The organism is Frondihabitans sp. Leaf304 (genome assembly GCF_001423105.1).
Taxonomy (GTDB): domain Bacteria; phylum Actinomycetota; class Actinomycetes; order Actinomycetales; family Microbacteriaceae; genus Frondihabitans.
In genome coordinates, this window is the sequence record NZ_LMNV01000005.1 from 435,469 (window position 1) to 456,901 (window position 21,433).

Below are 21,433 nucleotides of genomic sequence, written 5' to 3' on the forward strand. Positions count from 1 at the left end.
CTCGCGGCTCAGGGGCGCCACTCGGCAGCGTCGAGATCGACGCGCCAGGTGCCCGTGCGGCTCCAGCGGAGCGGCGTGCCCTCGACGCGGTACATCTCGAGGGCGCGCTGCTCGTGGCCTTCGGGTGGATGGCCCGACGCGCGGATCACCCGCCACCACGGCAGATCGTGGCCGGCCTGCGCCATCACCTTGCCGACGCCGCGTGAGGAGCGGGAGCCGAGCAGGGCAGCGACCCCGCCGTAGCTGAGCGCGCACCCAGCGGGAATGGACTCGACGACTGCGACAACGCGCGAGACCCAGTCGTCGGCGTCTGCCGGACTCGCGAGGTCGGCGCCGGGCTCGGAAGAGCGCATCGAACGCTGCGGCTCAGGCGTCGTCGCGGCTCAGGCCTCGTCGTCGTGCGGCGACGGGGCGATGGTCAGTGCGGCCAGGTGCTCGCCGTAGGGGGTCTCGCCAATCACTTCGAAGCCGACGTGCGTGAAGAAGCTCTCGGGGCCGTCGTCGCCGGGCTCGTAGATGACGGTGAGTCGCTCGAAGCCCCGGTTGCGCGCCTCGGTGGCCAGCGAGTGCACGGCGAAGCGGCCCACCCCCTGGCCCTGCGCGTCGGCCGACACGTTGATGCGCCAGATGCAGCTGCGGAGCTCTTCGTGATCGTTGTCGGGGTCGAACTGCCCCATGATGAAGCCGACCACCTCGTCGCCGTCGAGCACGACTCGTGGCCACGCCGACGTCGGGTTGACGTAGGCCTCGGCGATGGAGTGCGACACGGGCGCCACGTACTGCTCTTGGCCCGGCTTGAGGGTCAGGGTATTGGCCGCGACGATGGTCTTGGCCGACAGCTCTTCGAGGCGGAGGTCACTCATGTGCCCAGGCTAGCGTGCGGCTCCGGGGTGCAACAGGATCCCTTCGGCCCTTGTGGAGAACCCCCTGTCAGCCGGATGACCGCTACTCTCGACGCCATGCGAACCGGCACGAACCTTCCGGCGATCGGCGGCTACAACCAGGCCGTCGTGCTCGACGCGATCCGGCGCGCATCCGAGGGGCTGAGCCGGGTCGAGCTGGCCGTGCAGACGGGGCTCAGCGCCCAGACGATCGGGAACGTGTCGAGGCGCCTCCTCGAGGCGGGCCTCGTGCGCGAGACGGGCAAGATCGTCAACGGCCCGGGCAAGCCGCGCACCATCCTGCAGCTCGAAGCTCACGGCAGCTACGCGGTCGGCGTCCATATCGACCCGGCCGTCATCACCTACGTCGTCCTCGATCTGCGCGGGGTCGTCGTGTCGCACTCCCGCACCCGCACGCCCTCCGCGTCGGAGCCCGTTCAGCTGATCGACCTGATGGCGCGCTCGATCGACCGGTTGATCGGCGACTCGGGCGTGGATCCTCGGCTCGTGATCGGTGTCGGAATCGCCTCGCCCGGCCCCATCGACGCGGAGCAGGGCATCGTCCTCGACCCGCCGATGCTGCCGCTCTGGCGTCATGTGCCGCTTCGGGCAGCACTCAGCGAGGCGACGGGGTTGCCGGTGCTGCTCGAGAAAGACGTCACGGCCGCCGCGGTCGCCGAGCTCTGGTTCTCGACCGCCTCCGAGCGCGCCAATTTCGCGTTCGTCTACTACGGGACCGGATTCGGCACCGGGCTGGTCGTCGGGCGCGACGTCGTCCGGGGCTCGAGCTCGAATGCCGGCGACGCGGGGCACATCACGGTCGATCCCGCGGGGGCGATCTGCGTGTGCGGGCGGGCCGGCTGCGTGGGCGACCTCATCACGCCGCGCGCGCTGGTGTGCCAGGCGGTCGACGCGGGACTGCTTCCCGCGCTCGACGACGGCGCCGACATGGAGACGGTCAGCGGGGCCTTCCACCGGCTCGCGGCCATCGCGGGCGGTGCTCCCGTCGACGTGACCGAAATCGAAGGATCCGGCCCGGCCGATGCCCAGGCCACGCCGTCCTCCGATCAGCGTGACTCCGCTCGGCGCATCCTTCACGGGGCCGGGTTGCACCTCGCCCGGGCCATCGTCGTGCTGGTCAACCTGCTGGACCTCGACGAGCTCGTCTTCGGCGGCCCGTTCTGGGACGAGATCGGCGATGTCGTGCTCGAGGTGCTTCCCGAGGCGGTGGAGCAGTCGGCCGCGCTCATCCCACGGCGCGGGCTCGGGTTCGTCGGCTCGGCGATCGGCGAAGATGTCGCCGCGGTCGGTGCTGCGTGCCTGGTGCTCGACCACGCGTTCTCGCCGCGGCCGTCGGGGATGCTGATCTCGGTCTGACCCGCTCGCGGTTTGCGGTACGACGTCGAATTCGAAGGAGATCCGCGTGGGTGACCCCGTCGGATCCTTGATTTCTCGTCGCCCGGCGCCGGTTTTTCCTTCGAATTTGCAGGAGCGGCGACGGCACAAGCGAATGCAGGATCCAAACCGGAGCGTTACAAAAATGAGTCTTGACAGAGGTTAGTAAAGACGATTGAGTAATGCCGAGCGGATCGGCGGAGTTGCCGAGACGGCGTCTTATGGAGCAAGGGAGCACCATGATGAGCAGCACCGGCACCACCACTTCTCGCAGGGGGCGGCGAGCCGCCCGTATCCTCGCCATCGCGGCCACCGTCATGACTACAGCTTTGGTCGCGACCGGGTGCAGCGCCGGCGGCGGTGGCGATTCGAACACGATCAAGATCGCGTACCAAAAGTTCGGCACGTTCACGCAGCTCGACGCCCACCTCAAAGAGGTGAAGAAGTCGTTCGAAAAGGCCAACCCCGGCATGACGGTGCAGCTCGAGCCGATCGCCGCCCAGAACGACGACTACTACACGAAGCTCGCCCTGATGGAGCGCGCGCCCTCGACGGCCCCCGACGTCATCTACGAAGACACGTTCAAGGTGAAGGCGGACGCCGAGGCCGGCTACCTGCTGCCCCTCGACAAGTACACCGCGAAGTGGGCCGACTGGAGCAAGTTCTACGACAACGCCAAAGAGGCGGGCGTCGGCACCGACGGCAAGACCTACGGGATTCCGATGGGCACCGACACCAGGGCCCTCTGGTACAACAAAGACCTCTTCAAGAAGGCCGGTCTGACCGTGCCGTGGGAGCCCAAGACCTGGGACGACGTGCTGAGTGCGGCCAAGACGATCAAGTCGAAGCTGCCCGACGTCGTGCCGCTGAACGTCTACTCGGGCAAGCCGCAGGGCGAGGGCTCGACCATGCAGGGCTTCGAGATGCTCCTGTACGGCACCCCGAACGGCACCCTCTACGACGACGCGTCGAAGAAGTGGATCACCGGGTCGTCGAACTTCACCGACTCGCTCGGCTTCATCAAAGACGTCTACCAGGGCGGAGTGGGCCCGACACCCGAGCAGGCCCTCGACACCAACATTTCGACCGTCGTCGGCGGCGAGTGGCTGCCCAAGGGCAAGCTCGCCATCGACCTCGACGGCTCGTGGCTCAGTGGCACCTGGCTCTCGACGGGCACGAACCCGTGGCCCGAGTGGAGCAAGGTCATGGGCCAGGTCGGAATGCCGACCCAGAACGGCGAGGCTCCCGGCGTGAACAGCATGTCGGGCGGCTGGACCCTTGCGGTCGGTGCGACCAGCAAAAACTCCGACAAGGCGTTCGACTTCATCGCCGACGCACTCGATAAAGACGGTTCGATGTCGTACGACATCGCCGCCAGCCAGATCGCGGTGCGCAGCGACGTCGCGACCGACCCCGACTACGCCGACTCGAACCCGAGCTTCAAGTTCTTCTCGTCGCTCGTGAAAGACACGCACTTCCGACCCGCGACCACCGACTACAGCCAGATCTCGAACCAGATCACCGTGGCGATGGAGGCGGTCATGACGGGCCAGCAGACGCCCGAGGAAGCCGCGAAGGCCTACGACACAGCCCTCACCGGCATCGTCGGCGCCGACAAGACGGTCTCGAAGTAGGGCTGATGGCAACGATCGCGCCGACCCCTCTCGGCAAAGACACTGATCCGGCCGGAGGTCGGGGGTCCAGCGGCACACCGTCGCAGGGGCCCCGGCCGGGGTCGGCGCGAGCGCGGAACATCCGCACCGTCGGTCGCACGATTCCTCTCGTGCCGTCGATGGTGCTCCTGGCGCTGTTCCTGCTCGGGCCTATCGTCTCGTCGTTCTACGGTTCGCTGACCAACGCCTCGCTCACCGGGGCCGCGGCGCAGAAATCGTCGTTCATCGGGCTCGACAACTACGTCAAGCTCTTCAACTCACCCGACTTCCCCAAGTCGATCGTGCTGACCCTGGTGTTTCTCTTTGCATCGGCGGTCATCGGCCAGAACGTCCTGGGGCTCGGCCTCGCCCTCCTGATGCGTTCGGCGAACCCCGGCGTCCGCTCGCTCGTCGGCACGTTCGTCGTCGCGGCCTGGGTGCTGCCCGAGATCGTCGCCGCGTTCGCCGCGTACGCGTTCTTCAACCAGACGGGCACGCTCAACACGGTGCTCGCGTGGTTCGGCATCGAGGGCGCGAACTGGCTCTACACGTTCCCGATGATCGCCGTGATCCTGGCGAACATCTGGCGCGGCACGGCCTTCTCGATGCTGGTCTACGCGGCGGCCGTGCAAGAGGTGCCGCCCGAGATCACCGAGTCGGCCGAGGTCGACGGAGCGGGCGGGTTCAAGCGCCTCATCTACATCACGCTGCCCGTGATCCGACGCAGCATCTCGACCAACCTGATGCTGACGACGCTGCAGACCCTGTCGGTCTTCACGCTCATCTTCGTGATGACGGGAGGCGGGCCCGGCACCAACAGCTCGACCCTGCCGATCCTGGCCTACCAGGAGGCGTTCAAGTTCTCCCAACTCGGCTTCGGAACCGCGATCGCGACGATCATGCTGCTCATCGGCGCGATCTTCTCGATCGTCTACATCCGGGCCCTTAAGCCGGAGGTCGACTGACCATGGCCATGACCTCTCCCAGCGGCCGCAACCTGCGGTTCGTCTCGAACGGCGTGCTCGTCATCATCGCCGTCTGCTTCGCCGTGCCACTCGTCTGGCTCGTGCTGGCCTCGTTCGACTCCTCGGCGACGCTGTCGGTGAAGATCCCGACCGAGTTCACCCTGGAGAACTTCCAGAAGGTGCTGACGCCCGACATCTCGTTCATTCCGCTGATGAACAGCCTCATCCTGTCGGGCGGCTGCGCGATCGTGACGGTCGTCGTGGCGATCCTCGCGGCGTACCCGCTGTCGCGCTACCGGATGCGGATCAACAAGCCGTTCCTGTACGGGATCCTGTTCGGCACCTGCCTGCCGATCACCGCGATCATGGTGCCCGTCTACAGCCTGTTCGTGTCGCTCAACCTGATCGACTCCGTGGCCGGCACCGTGTTCTTCCTCGCCGCCTCCAGCCTGCCGATGGCGATCTGGATGTCGAAGAACTTCATGGACTCCGTGCCGATCTCACTCGAGGAGGCCGCCTGGACCGACGGCGCCTCGATGTTCACCACCCTGACCCGGGTGGTCGTGCCGCTGATGCGACCCGGCATCGCGGTCGTCTTCATCTTCGTGTTCATCCAGGCCTGGGGAAACTTCTTCGTTCCCTTCATCCTGCTGCTGAGCCCGGGCAACCAGCCGGCCGCCGTGAGCATCTTCAACTTCTTCGGGCAGTACGGCTCCGTCGCCTACGGGCAGCTCGCCGCCTTCTCGCTCGTCTACTCGGTGCCGGTGATCGCCCTGTACGTCTTCATCTCGCGCGTGCTCGGCGGCTCGAACGCACTGGCCGGTGCCGTGAAGGGGTAGGCCGGTAGGCAGAACCCCTCGATCCCGTTCCACCTCTCGCCCTCGCGTCGCCCCTCGGCGGCCGCGAATTCTGCAAGGAGCACCACCCCATGCACGACAACTCTGCCTCCGTCGAAGTCCGCGTCGATCGTTTCGTCTTGGAGCGGCTCATCCCGGCCCTGTACCGCCGCTCCCATCACCTCACCGTCGAGGCGTGGGACGTCCCCGACGAACCCGTGCCGTTCGCCGAGGCGGTGGCGCAGGAGTTCACGCCCTTCGTCGTCGGAACCCCGTGGAGCAAGCCGTGGGGGACCACCTGGTTCCACGTGACCGGCGAGGTGCCCGCGGGTTGGGGCAGCGCCGGAACGGCTCTCGAGCTCCTCGTCGACCTGGGGTTCAGCACGCGGCAGCCCGGCTTCCAGGCGGAAGGCCTCGTCTTCCGCCCGGACGGAACCATCGTTAAGGCGATCGAGCCCTACAACGGCTACGTGCCGCTCGACGTCGCCCCCGGCGACCGTCTCGACTTCTACATCGAGGCGGCATCGAACCCCGATGTCGGCGGCAACTTCTTCTACATTCCGACGCCCCTCGGAGACAAGGCGACCGCCGGCACCGACTCGATCTACACGCTGCGGCAGATCGACCTCGTCGAACGCGACGTCGACGTATACGAGCTGGAGCGCGACGTGTGGAGCCTGCTCGGTCTAATGCGCGAGCTCGAGCCCACCCTGCCGCGGCGCGCCGAGATCCTGCGGGCCCTCGAGCGGGTCTGCGATGTGGTCGACCCCGATGACGTCGCCTCCACCGCGGGCCGGGGTCGAGCGGAACTCGAGGCGGTTCTCGCCTCGCCGGCCTACGCCAGCGCGCACGCCATCACAGCCGTCGGCCACGCGCACATCGACTCGGCCTGGCTCTGGCCGACCCGCGAAACCGTCCGCAAGTGCGCGCGCACGTTCTCGAACGTGCTGCAGCTGATGGACGTCGACCCCGACTTCGTCTTCGCCTGCTCGAGTGCCCAGCAGTTCTCCTGGATGAAGCAGTTCTACCCCGAGCTCTTCGAGCGCATCCGCGAGCGAGTCGCCGAGGGCCGCTTCGTGCCGGTCGGCGGCATGTGGGTCGAGAGCGACACCAACATGCCGGGCGGCGAGGCGCTCGTGCGTCAGTTCGTGCACGGCAAGGGCTTCTTCCTCCGCGAGTTCGGCTACGAGCCGAAAGAGGTCTGGCTGCCCGACTCGTTCGGCTACACGGCCGCGCTGCCCCAGATCGTCAGGGCGTCAGGATCCGACTCCTTCCTCACGCAGAAGATCTCCTGGAACGACACCAACAGGATGCCCCACCACTCGTTCCTCTGGGAGGGAATCGACGGGTCGCAGGTGTTCACGCACTTCCCGCCGAGCGACACCTACAACTCCGACCTCGCGGCCTCTGATCTGGCCCGCGCCCAGAGGCAGTACGCCGAGAAGGGCGCGTCGAACATCTCGATGGGCCTCTTCGGCTGGGGCGACGGCGGCGGCGGGCCGACCCGCGAGATGCTCGCCGCAGCCAAGCGCACTCACGACCTCGAGGGATCGCCCAAGGTGACGATCGGCTCGCCCCAGCAGTTCTTCGACGAGGCCAAGGCGACGCTGCCCCACCCGTCGGTCTGGTCGGGCGAGATGTACCTCGAACTGCACCGCGGCACCTACACGTCGCAGGCGAACACCAAGCAGGGCAACCGGGTCAGCGAGCACCTGCTCCGCGAAGCCGAGCTCTGGAGTGCGACAGCCGCCGCCCGCGGCCTGCTCGACTACCCCTACGACGAGCTGACCGATATCTGGCAGACCGTGCTGCTGCAGCAATTCCACGACATCCTGCCCGGCTCGTCGATCGCCTGGGTGCACCAGCAGGCCGAAGAGAACTACGCCCGCATCGCGGGGGAGCTCGAGACGCTCATCGGAGCGGCGCAGCGCGCGCTCGCCGGGTCGGGCGACGCCGAGCTCGTCTTCAACGCGAGCCCCGTGGCCGCGGGGGAGGTGGCGCCGCTCGGCGCCGGTGCGGACGGACGCGCGCGCACCGTGCGCCCGGTCGAGACGAGCGACGGGATCACCCTCGACAACGGGCTGGTGAGCGTGCGACTGGACGCCGCCGGATCCTTGGTGTCGGTCCGTCACCTGGTCACCGGCCGCGAGCTCGTCGCCCCCGGCGAGGTGGCCGCGCGCCTGCAGATCTTCCGCGATACCCCGAACCAGTGGGATGCGTGGGACATCGACCGCCACTACAAGAACAACCGGTTCGAACTCGACACCCCCGACTCGGTCTCGATCGCGGGCGACGTCGTCGAGGTCGTGCACACGCACGGACAGTCGACGTTCACCCAGCGCTACTGGCTCGTCGAGGGCGAGGCGGCCGTGCAGCTCGAGACCGAGATCGACTGGCACGAGACCGAGAAGCTGCTGAAGCTGGCGTTCCCGCTCGATGTGCGGGCCGAGCAGGCGTCGTCCGAGATCCAGTTCGGCCACATCAACCGGCCGACCGCCGTCAACACGTCGTGGGACTACGCCCGCTTCGAGACCATCGCGCACCGCTGGGTACACGTCGGCGAACCCGGCTTCGGCATCGCGGTGGCGAACGGCTCGACCTACGGCCACGACATCACCCGCTCGACCCGCGACGACGGTGGCACGACCACGCTGGTGCGCGAGTCGCTGCTGCGGGCCCCGCGGTTCCCCGACCCCGAGGCCGACCAGGGCGTACACGTGCTGCGGACCGCGCTCGCCGTGGCCGACACCGTTCTCGATGCGGCTGCGTACGGCTACCGCCTGAACCTGCCGGCGCGAACCATTTCGGGCGCAGGATCCGACGGCGTGGCCCCCATCCTCACTGTCTCGTCGCCGGCGGTGCTCGTCGAGTCGGTCAAACTCGCCGAAGACCGCTCGGGCGACCTGATCGTGCGTCTGTACGAGGCGCAGGGCGGTCGCGCGCGGGCGACGATCGGGCTCGGCGTGCCGGTGGCGTCGGCGTGGACGACCGACCTGATCGAGCGGGAGCTCGTCGGCGATGCCGCCGCGAGGTGGGGTGCCGACGACGCCATCGAGCTCGAGCTGCGGCCGTTCCAGGTGGTGACGCTCCGGGTGAAGGTCGGCTAGGCCCTCGCTTGCGGCATAGACCCGCACGGTCGGCGCCCACACCTGTCCTAGGCGGGGTGTTTATGCCGGTCGTGCGGGTCTGTGCCGATCAGGCGGGCCGGCACTCCGCCAGCGCCGGGATGTCGACCACGCCGCCGACGATGTAGTCATGCGGCCCCTCCGTGAGGGACTCCCGCGACAGCGCCCCGGTGAGCACGCCGACCGAGATCGCCCCGGCATTGCGCGCGGCCTGCAGGTCGACGAGAGTGTCGCCAGCGGCGAGCACGCGCGCGACGTCGTGCACTCCGGTGAGCTCCATCGCGTGGTGGATCAGGTACGGCGCCGGGCGCCCGGCGGCGACGTCCGAGGTGGTCACAACCGCGTCGACGGTGGTGGAGGACGAGATCGGAGCCGCAGGATCCTCGGCCACCGTCCATCCGAGCGACGCCAGCAGCCCCTCGACGACCGGCCGATCGAACCCGGTCGAGAGTGCCACCCGGATGCCGCGGGTGCGCAGCGAAGCGAGAGCCTCGGGCACGCCGTCGAAGGCGGTCGGCGGGTCGGTGCGGTAGGCCTCGGCGAGGGCGACCTTGAATGCGGCGAATCGGCTCGCGACCAGCTCGTCGGTGGGGGAGATATCGCCGAGATCGAGGAGGGCGGTGATCGCCTGCACCTTGTCGGTGCCCATCCACGCCTGCAGGTCGCTGTCCGAGAGGGTCGCGCCGGCTCCGGTGACGGCCTCCGAGAGCGCACGGTAGACGGCGCCCCCGTCGTCGATGGTGGTTCCCGCCATGTCAAAGACTGCCAATTCGATCATCCTCCGAGCGTAGGTGGGGCCGAAAACCCGAGGGCGACGGTCAAGCCGTTGGTCGCCGAGAGTTCGCAAGCCATTCACCGAGCCAGCGTGTCCCCGTAACGGGGGACGGCAACCATGGCCCCCGATCGACCTGCGGATTCCCCCCGTCCGGCACCACGGACCACCGCAGGCGTCCTGGAGGAAACACAGTGCAGACATCGTTCTCGAAGCCGGCGAAGCGCATCGTCGCCGGACTTGCGTTCTCCGCGGCCGTGGCCATCGTGCTGACCGGCTGCTCGACGGGTTCGAGCGCCGGCGGAAACGCCAGCGACTCGAAAGCCGCCACCGCCACCAGCGCCGCCGACTTGGGCGGCATGGACGCCCTCGTCAAGGCCGCCAACGCCGAGGGTGCGCTCAACGTCATCACGCTGCCCCCGTCGTGGGCCAACTACGGCAAGATCATCGCCGGCTTCGAGAAGAAGTACCCCGACATCAAGATCACCTCGGCGAACCCGAACGGCTCGTCGGCTGACGAGGTCGCCGCGGCGAAGTCGCTCAAGGGCCAGTCGACCGCCCCCGACGTGTTCGACCTCGGCACGGCCGTGCTCAACGAGAACACCGACCTGCTCGCGAAGTACAAGGTCTCGAACTGGTCGGACATCCCCGCCGACTTCAAAGACGCCGACGGCACCTGGTACTACGACTACACCGGCCTCATGTCGGTCGGCTACGACTCCAGCGTGATCAAGACGGCCCCGACGTCGATCACCGACCTGCTCTCGTCGGACTACAAGAACAAGGTCTCGATCAAGGGCGACCCGACGCAGGCCAACGAGGCCGCCTCGGCCGTCTACCTCGCGGCCCTCGGCAACGGCGGCTCGGCCGACGACATCCAGCCCGGCATCGACTTCTTCAAGAAGCTGAAGGGCGACGGCAACTTCAACTCGACGCTGCCCACCCAGGCCACGGTCAACTCGGGTGAGACCCCCGTCGTGATCCAGTGGAGCTACAACAACCTCGCGTGGGGCCCTGCCGGAGGATCCGCCGGCAACCCGAACTGGAAGACGGTCGTGCTCCCGGGTACCGCCCTCGGCTCGTACTACAACCAGGCCATCAACAAGGACGCCCCGCACCCCGCTGCGGCGCGCCTCTGGGAGGAGTACCTCTACAGCCCCGAGGTACAGAACCTCTACCTGGCCGCCGGTGCGTACCCCGCGACCCTCGCCGCCATGGAGAAGGCCGGCACCGTCGACAAGGACACGCTGAAGACCGTCGGCGAGGCGCCCAGCGACTTCGTCCAGCTCACCAGCGACCAGGCCACGGCCGCAGCCAAGCTCCTGACCGCCGGCTGGGCCAAGGCAGTCAACTAGCACCGGAGAAAGACACCTCATGACGACACGATCGATCCCCGAAACGGCATCCCCCACGGTGGGATCGGTCGTGTCGTCGGAGCTGCGTGCGGGGAGTGCTCGGCGTTCACCCGCTCCGCGCACCCCCGCCGGGCGTGCCCCGGCCCCCGGTGACAGCGGCGGCACCGGGGGCTCGCGGCCTCGTCGCCGCAGTGCGGCCTGGCTCGGCTTCACCCCGTTCGCTGCCTACGTCGTGCTCTTCCTCGCGATCCCCGCGGTGATCGCGGTCGCGAGCGGCTTCTTCACCGCCGACGGCGCCTTCACCCTGGCGAACCTCTCCGCTCTCACCGACCCCACGATCGTCAAGGCGTTCCAGGGGTCGCTGCTGGTCTCGATCGTCAGCGCCCTGCTCGGCGCCGTCATCGGCGCGCTCGTCTGCTTCGCGCTCCTCGGCACGAAGGCGGAGGGCATGCTCCGCACCGTCGTCGATGCCGCCTCGAGCGTGCTCGCCCAGTTCGGCGGCGTCATGCTCGCCTTCGCGTTCATCGCGACGATCGGTTTCCATGGGGTCGTGACGCTCTGGCTGAAAGACACCTTCGGCCTCGACGTCAACGCGAACGGTGCGCTGCTCTACCAGACGTCCGGCCTGATCATCCCCTATACCTACTTCTCGGTACCGCTCATGGTGCTCACCTTCATGCCGGCGATGGAGGGGCTCAAAGCCACCTGGGGCGAGGCCGCGGCCACTCTCGGCGCGACCCGATTCCAGTACTGGACGAAGATCGCCATGCCGGTGCTCGCCCCCGCGTTCTTCGGCTCCGTCCTCCTCCTCTTCGCGAACTCGTTCTCGTCGTTCGCGACGGCTGCGGCCCTGCTCAGCCAGGGCGGAATCGTGCCGCTCGCCATCAAGCAGCAGCTCACCAGCGAGACGATCGTCGGGGTCGCGAACTCCGCGGGCGTCCTCGCCCTCGGAATGCTGGTGATCATGGTCGTGATCATGTTCTTCTACTCGCTCCTGCAGCGTCGGGCAGCGAGGTGGCAGCGATGAGCGCGCCCCGCATCGGCGCCGAGCCGAGCCGCACCGCACGCCTCGTCATCTTGATCGTGGTCGGGCTGGTCTTCATCGTGCCGCTGGCGGCGATGTTCCAGTTCACGCTGCGCCTGGCGGGCAAGAGCGGCTACTCGTTCATCCACTACGTCTCGATCTTCCATCCCGACCCCGCCCTCGGCACCGACTACTCGCCGATCTGGCAGGGCATCCAGAACTCGCTGGTGATCTGCGTCATCACCGTCGCGATCGTGATGCTGGTGCTGCTGCCGACCATGCTGCTGGTGGAGCTGCGGTATCCCCGGTTCCGTCGGATCCTGGAGTTCGTCTGCATCCTGCCCATCACGATCCCGTCGATCGTGCTCGTGGTCGGCTACGTGCCCGTCTACCAGCGGGTGGCGGCCGTGTTCGGCAGTGCACCCTGGACTCTCGCGTTCGCGGTCGGCATCATCGTGCTGCCGTACGCCTACCGGCCGATCGCCACGAACATCCAGGCCTTCGACCTCGTCACGCTGACCGAGGCGGCGCGCTCGCTGGGAGCCTCCTGGCCGACGGCGATCGCCCGGGTGATCCTGCCGAACATGCGGCGCGGGGTCATCTCGGCGGTGTTCCTCACCGTGGCCGTCGTGCTCGGCGAATACACGATTGCGTCGTTCCTCAGCCAGAACACGTTCCAGACGGCCCTATTGCTGATCAGCCAGACCGACTCGTACGTGGCGACGATCTTCGCGCTCACCGCCCTCGTGTTCGCCTTCGTCCTGCTCGTCATCATCGGCCGCTTCGGTGCTGTCCGCCCCGGCGGTCGCGTCAAGAAGACCCGTCGCCCTCGCGGCACGGAGCCGAGGATCCCCCTCCCGACACCGACACCCGCCCGGAGTGCCTCATGACGTCCACCAGCCCCGCCCCCACCCTCGAGCGTCTCGGCGAGGGCGCGACCGTCGAGCTCCTCGGCGTCGTCAAGGAGTACTCGGGAGTCCGCGCCCTCGACGAGCTGTCGCTGACGATCCGCCCCGGCGAGTTCGTCGCCCTGCTCGGCCCCTCCGGCTGTGGCAAGACGACGGCCCTCCGCGCGCTCGCGGGCCTCGAGCAGATCACGGCCGGCGCCATCCGGATCGACGGGGTCGACGTGGCGGGCGTGCCCGTCAACCGACGCGACATCGGCATGGTGTTTCAGCAGTACTCCCTGTTTCCGCACCTCACCGTGCAGCAGAACGTCGAATTCGGCCTGCAGATGCGCCGGGTGTCGGCATCGGACCGGGCGACCCGCGCTCGCGAAGCACTCGAGATGGTCTCGCTCGACCACCTCTCCGAGCGGTACGCGCACCAGATGTCGGGCGGCCAGCAGCAACGCGTCGCCCTCGCCCGCGCGCTCGTGACCCGGCCGCGCGTGCTCCTGCTCGACGAGCCGCTGTCGGCTCTCGACGCCAAGGTGCGGGTGTCGCTCCGCGAAGAGATCCGAAGGATCCAGACCGAACTCGGCATCACCACCGTCTTCGTCACGCACGACCAGGAAGAGGCCCTCGCGGTCGCTGACCGGGTCGCCGTGATGCGCTCCGGCGGCATCGAGCAGATCGGCACGCCCGAGGAGCTGTACCTCACCCCGGCAACACCGTTCGTCGCCGACTTCGTGGGGGTGAGCAACCGGATGCGCGGATCCTTGGTGTCGGGGGTCGTCACCGTGCGCGGCTCGCGACTGCCGTCGATCGACCCGGCCCTGCCGAACGGCGAGGTGCTCGCGTTCGTGCGGCCGGAGGACATCGTGTTCGTGCCGGCGTCGTCGACTGCCCCCGGCGACTTCTCGGGGACGGTGGCCTCGACGAGCTTCCTCGGGTCGCTCCGCCGCACGACCGTTCGCCTCGACGACGACACCATCGTTTCGGTGCAGCACTCGGTCGAGGAACGCTTCGAGTTCGGCGACGCGGTGACTCTTCGACTGACCGGGCGGCCTGTGGCGTCGTCGCCTGTGGAGGGCTGATCGCGCGGCGTCGGAGGCACTCACTAGTCTGGAGGGAGATGCCAGCGGGCTCATGGGTCGGCGAGGTATCTTGATATCGAGACAGTCCGATGCACCTGGGCCGCAGCTCGAGGCATCGCCGCCAACGAAGGAGTCGCCACTCGCATGAGCACGATCATCTACACCTTGACCGACGAGTCACCCCGGTTGGCGACCTTCTCCTTCTTGCCCATCGTCGAGGCCTATGCGGCCAAGGCCGGCGTCGAGGTCGAGTCGCGCGACATCTCGCTCGCGGCCCGAATCCTCGCCCAGTTCTCCGACCGGCTCTCCGAGGCGCAGCGCGTTCCCGACACCCTCGGCGAGCTCGGCGACCTGGCGAAGACGCCCGAGGCCAACATCATCAAGCTGCCCAACATCTCGGCCTCGGTGCCGCAGCTGAAGGCGGCCATCGCCGAGCTCCGCTCGCAGGGCTACGACCTTCCCGACTACCCCGACGAGCCGTCGAGCGACGACGATGCCGCGTCTGCCGAACAGCGCGACATCCGGGCGCGCTACGACAGGGTCAAGGGGTCGGCCGTCAACCCGGTGCTCCGCGAGGGCAACTCCGACCGCCGGGCACCGCTCTCGGTCAAGCAGTACGCCCGCAAGCACCCGCACCGCATGGGTGCCTGGAGCGCCGACTCGAAGACGAACGTCGCCACCATGGGCCACGACGACTTCCGCTCGAACGAGAAGACCACCGTCGTCACAGCCGCCGGCTCGGTGAAGATCGAGTTCACTGGCGCCGGCGGAACGAAGAGCGTCCTCCGCCAGTCGGTGCCCGTGCTCGAGGGGGAGGTGCTCGACGCGACCGTCATGCACGTCGCCGCCCTCCGCACGTTCCTCCACGAGCAGATGCAACGCGCCGAAGACGAGGGTGTTCTGTTCTCGGTGCACCTCAAGGCCACGATGATGAAGGTCTCCGACCCGATCATCTTCGGCCAGGTCATCCGCGTCTTCTTCGCCGACGTGTTCGCGAAGTACGGCGACGACCTCGCCGCCGCGGGCCTCAACCCCAACGACGGCCTGGGCGCGATCCTCAACGGCCTCGACTCGGTCGCGAACGGCGCCGAGATCAAAGCGGCCTTCGAAGCCGGCCTCACCGCTGGCCCCGAGCTCGCCATGGTCGACTCCGACAAGGGCATCACCAACCTGCACGTGCCGAGCGACGTGATCGTCGACGCGTCGATGCCCGCGATGATCCGCACGTCGGGCCACATGTGGGGCGCCGACGGGGCCGAGCACGACACCCTCGCGGTCATCCCCGATTCGAGCTACGCCGGCATCTACCAGGCGACGATCGACGACTGCCGTGCCAATGGCGCCTTCGACCCGACCACGATGGGGTCCGTGCCGAACGTCGGCCTCATGGCCCAGGCCGCCGAAGAGTACGGCTCACACGACAAGACGTTCCAGCTGGCTGCCGCGGGCACCGTCACGGTGTCGACCGCATCGGGCGAGGTGCTCCTCGAGCAGTCCGTCCAGGCGGGCGACATCTGGCGCATGTGCCAGACCAAAGACGTCGTCATCCGCGACTGGGTCAAGCTCGCGGTCACTCGTGCCCGTGCCACCGGAGCCCCCGCGATCTTCTGGCTCGACCGGACTCGCGCGCACGACGCCCAGCTCGCCTCACTGGTCACGACCTATCTCGCCGACCACGACACCGACGGCCTGCAGATCGAGATCATGTCGCCGGTCGACGCCATGAAGTTCTCGCTCGCGCGTATCCGTCGCGGCGAAGACACGATCTCGGTCACCGGCAATGTGCTGCGCGACTACCTGACCGACCTGTTCCCGATCATGGAGCTCGGCACCTCGGCCAAGATGCTGTCGGTCGTGCCGCTGCTCAACGGTGGCGGTCTTTTCGAGACCGGTGCCGGCGGCTCGGCCCCGAAGCAGGTCTCGCAGCTCGTGCAGCAGAACTACCTCCGCTGGGACAGCCTCGGCGAGTTCCTCGCACTCGCGGCCAGCTTCGAGCACCTCGCGGCGACGACCGGCAATGCCCGAGCGCAGATCCTCGCCGACACCCTCGACCGGGCCACGGCCACCTTCCTCGACGAGAACAAGTCGCCGGCACGCGCTATCGGCTCGATCGACAACCGCGGCAGCCACTTCTACCTGGCGCTCTACTGGGCGAACGAGCTCGCCGAGCAGACCGACGACTCAGCTCTCGCCGCTGACTTCGCGACGCTCGCGAAGGCCCTCGGCGATGGCGAAGAGACCATCACCGGCGAGCTCAACGGGGCGCAGGGCCACGCGGTCGACATCGGCGGCTACTACCAGCCCGACGACGCAAAGGCCTCGGCCGTGATGCGCCCGTCGGCGACGCTGAACGCCGCGCTGGCCGCCCTCTAGGCGGCGCCCGGCGTAACAACACCGCCTTTCGGGCGCGGCACCGCCCATGGGCGGTGTCTTCCCCGGAAGGCGGTGTTTCGCGTACCCGGGCTGCCGCGCTGCCGGGCCGCGGGGCGGCATCGGCGGCGCCGAGATCGCAATTGGTGTCGGGTGTAGGCGACCAATAGTGCGATCTCGGCGGGGTGGCCCCAATGAGGCGAGGCGAGGCTCGCGAGGTGGCCTGATCGACGGCGACAGGCCGGGCTGGGCGTCGATGAGGCCATCTCGCCGGCAGTAGGGGCGGGAGCCGGCCGTGCGCTGAGCGGCGCCGCACGAGACGCGACCAACCACCGATGCCGCCCCGAGCGTAGCGTCGCCCCCATGTCAAAGATCGTCATCATCGGAGCAACCGGGCACGTCGGCGGTTACCTCGTTCCTCGCCTCATCGCTGCCGGACACGAGGTCGTGGCGGTGAGCCGGGGCACGAGCGCTCCCTATCGCGACGACCGCGCCTGGGAGCACGTCACCAGGATCCAGCTCGACCGCGAGCAAGGCGACGCCGACCGCACCTTCGCGCCGGCCATCGCGGCCCTTGAGGCCGACGTCGTGATCGACATGGTGTGCTTCACCCGCTCCTCCGCCGAGCAGCTCGTCGACGCACTCCGGCCCGCTTCGCCTCTTCTCCTGCACTGCGGCACGGTGTGGGTGCACGGCCCGGCGACCGAGGTGCCGATCACCGAGAGTGCGATCCGCACCCCGTTCGGCGAGTACGGCACCGGCAAGGCCGAGATCGAAGAGCTTCTGCTGCGCGAATCGCAGCGGCCCGGCGGGCTTCGCTCGGTCGTGCTGCACCCCGGGCACATCACCGGCCCGGGCTGGGCCATGATCAACCCGCAGGGCAACCTCGACCTGTCGGTCTGGGAAGACCTGGCGCACGGGCGGCCCGTCACGCTCCCGGGGTTCGGCCTCGAGACGCTCCACCACGTGCACGCCGACGATGTCGCGCAGGCGTTCGTGAAGGCCATCGAGCGGTCGACCGAGGCGGTCGGCAACAGCTTCCACGTCGTTTCTGACCGGGCCGTCACCCTGCGCGGCCTCGCCGAGGGCATCGCCCGCTGGTACGGGCAGGAGGCGCAGCTCGAGTTCGAGCCGTTCGCCGAATGGAGGCGGGGCGTGAGCGCGGAGTCGGCGGAGGCGAGCGAGGCCCACATCTCGCGCAGCCACTCGATGTCGATCGAGAAGGGGCGCCGGATCCTCGGCTACGAACCCCGCTACACGACGCTGCAGGCCGTCGAAGAGGGCCTGGAGTGGCTCGCCCGCGACGGGCAGCTGGCCGTCTGACCCGCCGTCCACCCCGCATTGGGGTCGAGAGCCCCCAGCAGCCTCCGCGAGAATGAACGCGTGACCACCCTCTACGTCTGCGACCTCGACGGCACCCTGCTCTCGCCCGACGCGAGCCCGAGCGCCTTCACCGTCGATACGGTCAACTCGCTCGTCGCGCAGGGCCTCCCGATCGCCATCGCGACGGCCCGCTCCGTCGTCTCGCTGCGACGGGTGACCGAGGGCCTCCGTCTCGAAGGGCCCGCGTGCGTCTACGGTGGGGCGTTCATCGTCGACCTCACGACCGGCGAGACCCTCGTGGATCACGTCATCGACCCTGAGCTCGTCGACGAGGTCCTCGGCGTCTTCGCCGAGAACGGCGCCGCCCCGCTCGTCTACTCGCTCGACTCGTCGCCCGAAGCCGAGGCGCACGCCGACACGGTCGGCTGGGTGCGCGGGGCCGAAGGGCCGGGCATCGAGTGGTACCTCGCGGAGCGCGGCGCGGATCCGCGATTCCGGCCCGTGGCGCACCCGAGCGAGCTGACGCGCGACGGCACATTCTCGATCGTCGCTCTCGCACCGGAGGCCGATCTCGAGCCGGTGCGAAGGATCCTTGACTCCCGCTACGGCGATCGGCTGACGGTCACGCTGCAGCCCGAGACGTACCTCGAGGGTATCCACTGGCTCGAGGTGGCCGCGCTCGGGTCGGACAAGGGTGCTGGCGTTCGCGAACTGGCCAGGGCCTGGGGAGCCGATCGGGTGGTCTGCTTCGGCGACAACCTCAACGACCTGCCGATGTTCGACGTGGCCGACGAGGCCTATGCCATGGCCAACGCGAGCGACGAGGTGAAGGCGCGGGCAACGGGTGTCATCGACTCGAACGCCGACGACGGTGTCGCGCGGTGGTTGCAATCGAACGCGAGGATCCCGGCCCAACACTGATCGGGGATCGATCGTCGTGACGGGGGCTTGCCGTCGCTCGTTGCGGGGTCCATTCTGTGTCTCACCGCGTCTCCGATTGCTCAGCAGCTGTCGACGGCGCTTCTGCATCGGCCACCACCCGAAAGAGGACGATGATGACTCCCCGCACTGGCCCGTCGGCAGCGCATACGACCTCGTCGAAGGTCGCATTCACCCCGCGGCCCTGGCCGATTCCGCTCGACGAGCTGCCGACGCCGGTGCTCACCATTGACACGGCCGTGCTCGACCACAACATCGACACGATGGCCCGGTGGTGCTCCGAGGCCGGGGTCGATCTCGCCCCGCACGGCAAGACCACGATGGCCCCCGAGATCTGGCAGCGCCAACTCGACGCCGGGGCCTGGGGGATCACCGTCGCGACCGCATACCAGGCCGAGATCGCACGTCAGGCCGGTGTTCACCACATCATCTTCGCCGGCACCACGTTCTCGACCGACGCGCTTCTGCTTCTGGTCGAGCCCGGCAGCGACGTGCTCATGTGGGTCGACTCAGTCGCGACCGTCCACCTCGTCGATGCGGCGCTCGAGCGGGGGAACGCCACCCGGCCGCTCCCCGTGCTCGTCGAGCTCGGCGCGCGCGGTGGTCGGACCGGGGCTCGCACCCTCGACGCGGCGCTCGCCGTGGCCGCGGCCGTCCGCGACGCCGACCACCTCGTGCTGGCCGGAGTCGCCGGCTACGAGGGGGCTCTGACCCACGGTATCGACGCCGAGTCGCTCCAGCTCGTCGACGACTACCTGGCCACGCTCATCGAGTTCCGCGATCGGCTCGACGGCGAATCGTTCACCCAGTGGCTCGACCTCGGCGGAGACGTCGTGCTCACGGCCGGCGGCAGCGTCTACTTCGATCGCGTGGTCGAGGCGCTCGGATTCCGACACGACCCCGACGGGGTGCGCGGGGTGCGAACCCGCGTCGTCCTCCGATCGGGGGCCTACGTCACGCACGACCACGACCTGTATCGACGACTCACCCCGTTCGAGCGCATCGAGAACGCCGACCGCTTCCTGGCGGCGCTCGACCTGTGGGCGAGCGTCATCTCGAAACCGGAGGCGACGCTGGCGCTGCTCAACGTCGGCCGACGCGACACCGCCGACGACGAAGGGCTGCCGATTCTCATCGAGGCGTACCGCACCTCGGCCCAGGGCGTGAGGCGTGTGCCCGGCGCCGTCGAGGCCGCTCGCGTGACGGGCCTCAACGACCAGCACGCGTTCGTCGAGCTCCCGCCCGAGTCATCGCTGGCGATCGGCGACCTCGTCCGTCTCGGCATCTCGCACCCGTGCACGACCATCGACAAGTGGACCGACATCGCGACGATCGACGACGGCCGGATTAAGCCGCGCGCGCTGCCCGCGGTGTCGGGGGTTATTCGAACTCGCTTCTAGCAGGTGGGAGGTTTTGAGACCTCAAAAACGACGCCTAAACGAGTCGCGGCATCGTCGATTTTGAGGTCTCGCCGACCGGAACCTAGCGAGGAGCGTTGCGACCCGACCGGGGCCAGGTGTCGGCCGCTACGCCGCGGCGCAGCAGCAGGGCCAAGCCGATCCCGAGCACGAGGCCGGCGAGGCCGACGGGCAGGCAGATGGCCGACGCGACGATCGGTGCGGTCGTGAGCATCAGCGTGAAGGCGACGACCAGGAAGAAGCCGCCCACCAGCCCTGAGACGATGGCGATGCGCTCTGTGATCCGACGACGCTCTGACTTCATACCCGAACCCTAGAGTGCGCCGCCTCCGCGCGCAGTCGTCTCTTCAGGGGACACCCTCAGGCGACGGCGACCCGACCGGTCAGCCGATCGATGAGCGCATCGACCTCCGGATCCACGACACGACGTGAGGCGTCGGCGTCGTGCCAGGCGATGATCTGCCGGGCACCCTCGGCGAAGGGGATGCGCGTCTCCCATCCGGTGGCTAGCGACCGGATCTTGGTCGTGTCGAAGATGGCCGGGTGGCTGCGGTCGCCGCGAAGCGACTCGTCCCACTCCGGGGCCTCGACGACGAGGTCGTGAGTCGTACGGTGCACGATCTGCGGCGTCTCCACCCCGGCGGCATCGGCCAGGTCGAGGGCGATCGCGTTCCAGGTCAGCAGTTCGGGCGACATGATGTTGAACGCCTCGCCGATCGCTTCGGGGGCGCCGAGCAACGACTGGAAAGCGGTGGCGAAGTCATCCGAGTGGGTGATCGCCCAGGGCGAGGTGCCGTCGCCGTGGAGCACGATCGGCAGTCCGCGACGCAGGCGATCGATGACGGTCCACCCGCCGAGCAGAGGCACCTGGGTGCGGTCGTAGGTGTGGGAGGGGCGAACGACGGTGACGCGGATCCTGCCCGCCGCATGCTCGTCTCGCAGCAACCGCTCGCAAGCGATCTTGTCGCGGCTGTACTGCCAGAAGGGGTTGAAGAGGGGGACGGTCTCGTCGATCGGCAGCCGGGCCGGGGGCTTCTGGTACGCCGAGGCGGAGCTAACAAAGAGATACTGGTCGGTGCGATCGCCGTAGAGGCGGACCGCGGCGGCGGCCTGATCGGGAGTGAAGGTGAGAAAGTCGGCGATGCTGTCGAAGCGGCGGTCGCCGAGGATCCGAGACACGTCCGCTTCGTCATGCGCATCAGCGGTGAGCACTTCGACGCCGTCGGGAATGCTCCGTGCCGTCGTCGTGCCGCGGTTGAGGACGGTCACGGCGAGGCCGTTGCGGACCGCCTCGCGGACGCATGCCGCACTGATCTGGCCGGTGCCGCCGATGAAGAGGAGAGACGTCGTTGTCATCCGTCGATCATGTCAGACGCGCGCGCGGCCCGCCCGGCACCGTC

General features: G+C 68.4%; 18 protein-coding genes. 13 read left to right on the forward strand and 5 right to left on the reverse strand.

What is annotated here, in order from left to right; all coding sequences use genetic code 11:
- Positions 1-8 precede the first annotated feature (8 nt).
- Both ASF54_RS15545 and ASF54_RS15550 read right to left on the reverse strand, forming a co-directional pair.
- Positions 9-353 carry an MGMT family protein gene (locus ASF54_RS15545; protein WP_055965136.1) on the reverse strand — a complete coding sequence of 115 codons (345 nt, stop codon included), beginning with the start codon at positions 351-353 and terminating at the stop codon, positions 9-11.
- Positions 354-383: 30 nt separating this feature from the next.
- The gene (locus tag ASF54_RS15550) at positions 384-863 is read right to left on the reverse strand and encodes a GNAT family N-acetyltransferase (protein WP_055965141.1); all 480 of its coding nucleotides are present in this window, start codon (positions 861-863) and stop codon (positions 384-386) included.
- Between the two features lie 96 nt (positions 864-959).
- Between ASF54_RS15550 and ASF54_RS15555 the strand changes: the two genes are divergently transcribed.
- The 5 genes from ASF54_RS15555 to ASF54_RS15575 all read left to right on the forward strand — a co-directional run bounded on the left by ASF54_RS15555 (position 960) and on the right by ASF54_RS15575 (position 8,836).
- Complete coding sequence (locus ASF54_RS15555) at positions 960-2,258, forward strand: ROK family transcriptional regulator (protein WP_055965487.1); 1,299 nt, start codon at positions 960-962, stop codon at positions 2,256-2,258.
- 260 nt (positions 2,259-2,518) lie between these two features.
- On the forward strand, positions 2,519-3,910 hold the full coding sequence (locus ASF54_RS15560; RefSeq protein WP_055965490.1) for an extracellular solute-binding protein: 1,392 nt from the start codon (positions 2,519-2,521) through the stop codon (positions 3,908-3,910).
- Positions 3,911-3,915: 5 nt separating this feature from the next.
- Positions 3,916-4,893, forward strand: coding sequence for a carbohydrate ABC transporter permease (locus ASF54_RS15565; protein WP_055965144.1), 978 nt, complete (start codon positions 3,916-3,918; stop codon positions 4,891-4,893).
- 2 nt (positions 4,894-4,895) lie between these two features.
- Complete coding sequence (locus ASF54_RS15570) at positions 4,896-5,732, forward strand: carbohydrate ABC transporter permease (protein WP_055965146.1); 837 nt, start codon at positions 4,896-4,898, stop codon at positions 5,730-5,732.
- A gap of 89 nt (positions 5,733-5,821) precedes the next feature.
- Complete coding sequence (locus tag ASF54_RS15575) at positions 5,822-8,836, forward strand: alpha-mannosidase (RefSeq protein ID WP_055965149.1); 3,015 nt, start codon at positions 5,822-5,824, stop codon at positions 8,834-8,836.
- Positions 8,837-8,924: 88 nt separating this feature from the next.
- Here the strand turns inward: ASF54_RS15575 and ASF54_RS15580 are convergent, their stop codons facing one another.
- Positions 8,925-9,632, reverse strand: coding sequence for a phosphonatase-like hydrolase (locus tag ASF54_RS15580; protein ID WP_055965152.1), 708 nt, complete (start codon positions 9,630-9,632; stop codon positions 8,925-8,927).
- A gap of 188 nt (positions 9,633-9,820) precedes the next feature.
- Between ASF54_RS15580 and ASF54_RS15585 the strand changes: the two genes are divergently transcribed.
- From ASF54_RS15585 to ASF54_RS15620, 8 genes are all read left to right on the forward strand, one after another.
- A complete protein-coding gene (locus ASF54_RS15585) occupies positions 9,821-10,981 on the forward strand; it encodes an ABC transporter substrate-binding protein (protein WP_055965154.1) in 1,161 nt (386 codons plus the stop codon).
- Between the two features lie 19 nt (positions 10,982-11,000).
- Positions 11,001-12,008 (forward strand): ABC transporter permease, encoded by a 1,008-nt coding sequence (locus ASF54_RS15590; protein ID WP_055965157.1) that lies wholly within the window; start codon positions 11,001-11,003, stop codon positions 12,006-12,008.
- Entirely contained in the window at positions 12,005-12,895 is an 891-nt protein-coding gene (locus ASF54_RS15595) for an ABC transporter permease (protein WP_084816346.1), read from the forward strand. Before ASF54_RS15590 ends, ASF54_RS15595 begins: the two co-directional genes overlap by 4 nt.
- Positions 12,892-13,983 (forward strand): ABC transporter ATP-binding protein, encoded by a 1,092-nt coding sequence (locus tag ASF54_RS15600; RefSeq protein WP_055965160.1) that lies wholly within the window; start codon positions 12,892-12,894, stop codon positions 13,981-13,983. The genes ASF54_RS15595 and ASF54_RS15600 overlap by 4 nt, the downstream gene beginning before the upstream one ends.
- Before the next feature lie 144 nt (positions 13,984-14,127).
- On the forward strand, positions 14,128-16,356 hold the full coding sequence (locus tag ASF54_RS15605) for an NADP-dependent isocitrate dehydrogenase (RefSeq protein WP_055965163.1): 2,229 nt from the start codon (positions 14,128-14,130) through the stop codon (positions 16,354-16,356).
- Positions 16,357-16,716: 360 nt separating this feature from the next.
- A complete protein-coding gene (locus ASF54_RS15610) occupies positions 16,717-17,676 on the forward strand; it encodes an NAD-dependent epimerase/dehydratase family protein (protein WP_055965167.1) in 960 nt (319 codons plus the stop codon).
- Positions 17,677-17,736: 60 nt separating this feature from the next.
- Positions 17,737-18,597, forward strand: coding sequence for an HAD family hydrolase (locus tag ASF54_RS15615; RefSeq protein ID WP_055965169.1), 861 nt, complete (start codon positions 17,737-17,739; stop codon positions 18,595-18,597).
- A gap of 134 nt (positions 18,598-18,731) precedes the next feature.
- Positions 18,732-20,015 (forward strand): alanine racemase, encoded by a 1,284-nt coding sequence (locus tag ASF54_RS15620; protein WP_162237150.1) that lies wholly within the window; start codon positions 18,732-18,734, stop codon positions 20,013-20,015.
- A gap of 82 nt (positions 20,016-20,097) precedes the next feature.
- On the opposite strand, the gene ASF54_RS15625 is transcribed toward ASF54_RS15620, so the two are convergent.
- Positions 20,098-20,337 (reverse strand): hypothetical protein, encoded by a 240-nt coding sequence (locus ASF54_RS15625; protein ID WP_055965175.1) that lies wholly within the window; start codon positions 20,335-20,337, stop codon positions 20,098-20,100.
- Between the two features lie 56 nt (positions 20,338-20,393).
- The gene (locus ASF54_RS15630) at positions 20,394-21,389 is read right to left on the reverse strand and encodes an NAD-dependent epimerase/dehydratase family protein (protein ID WP_055965178.1); all 996 of its coding nucleotides are present in this window, start codon (positions 21,387-21,389) and stop codon (positions 20,394-20,396) included.
- Positions 21,390-21,433 lie beyond the last annotated feature (44 nt).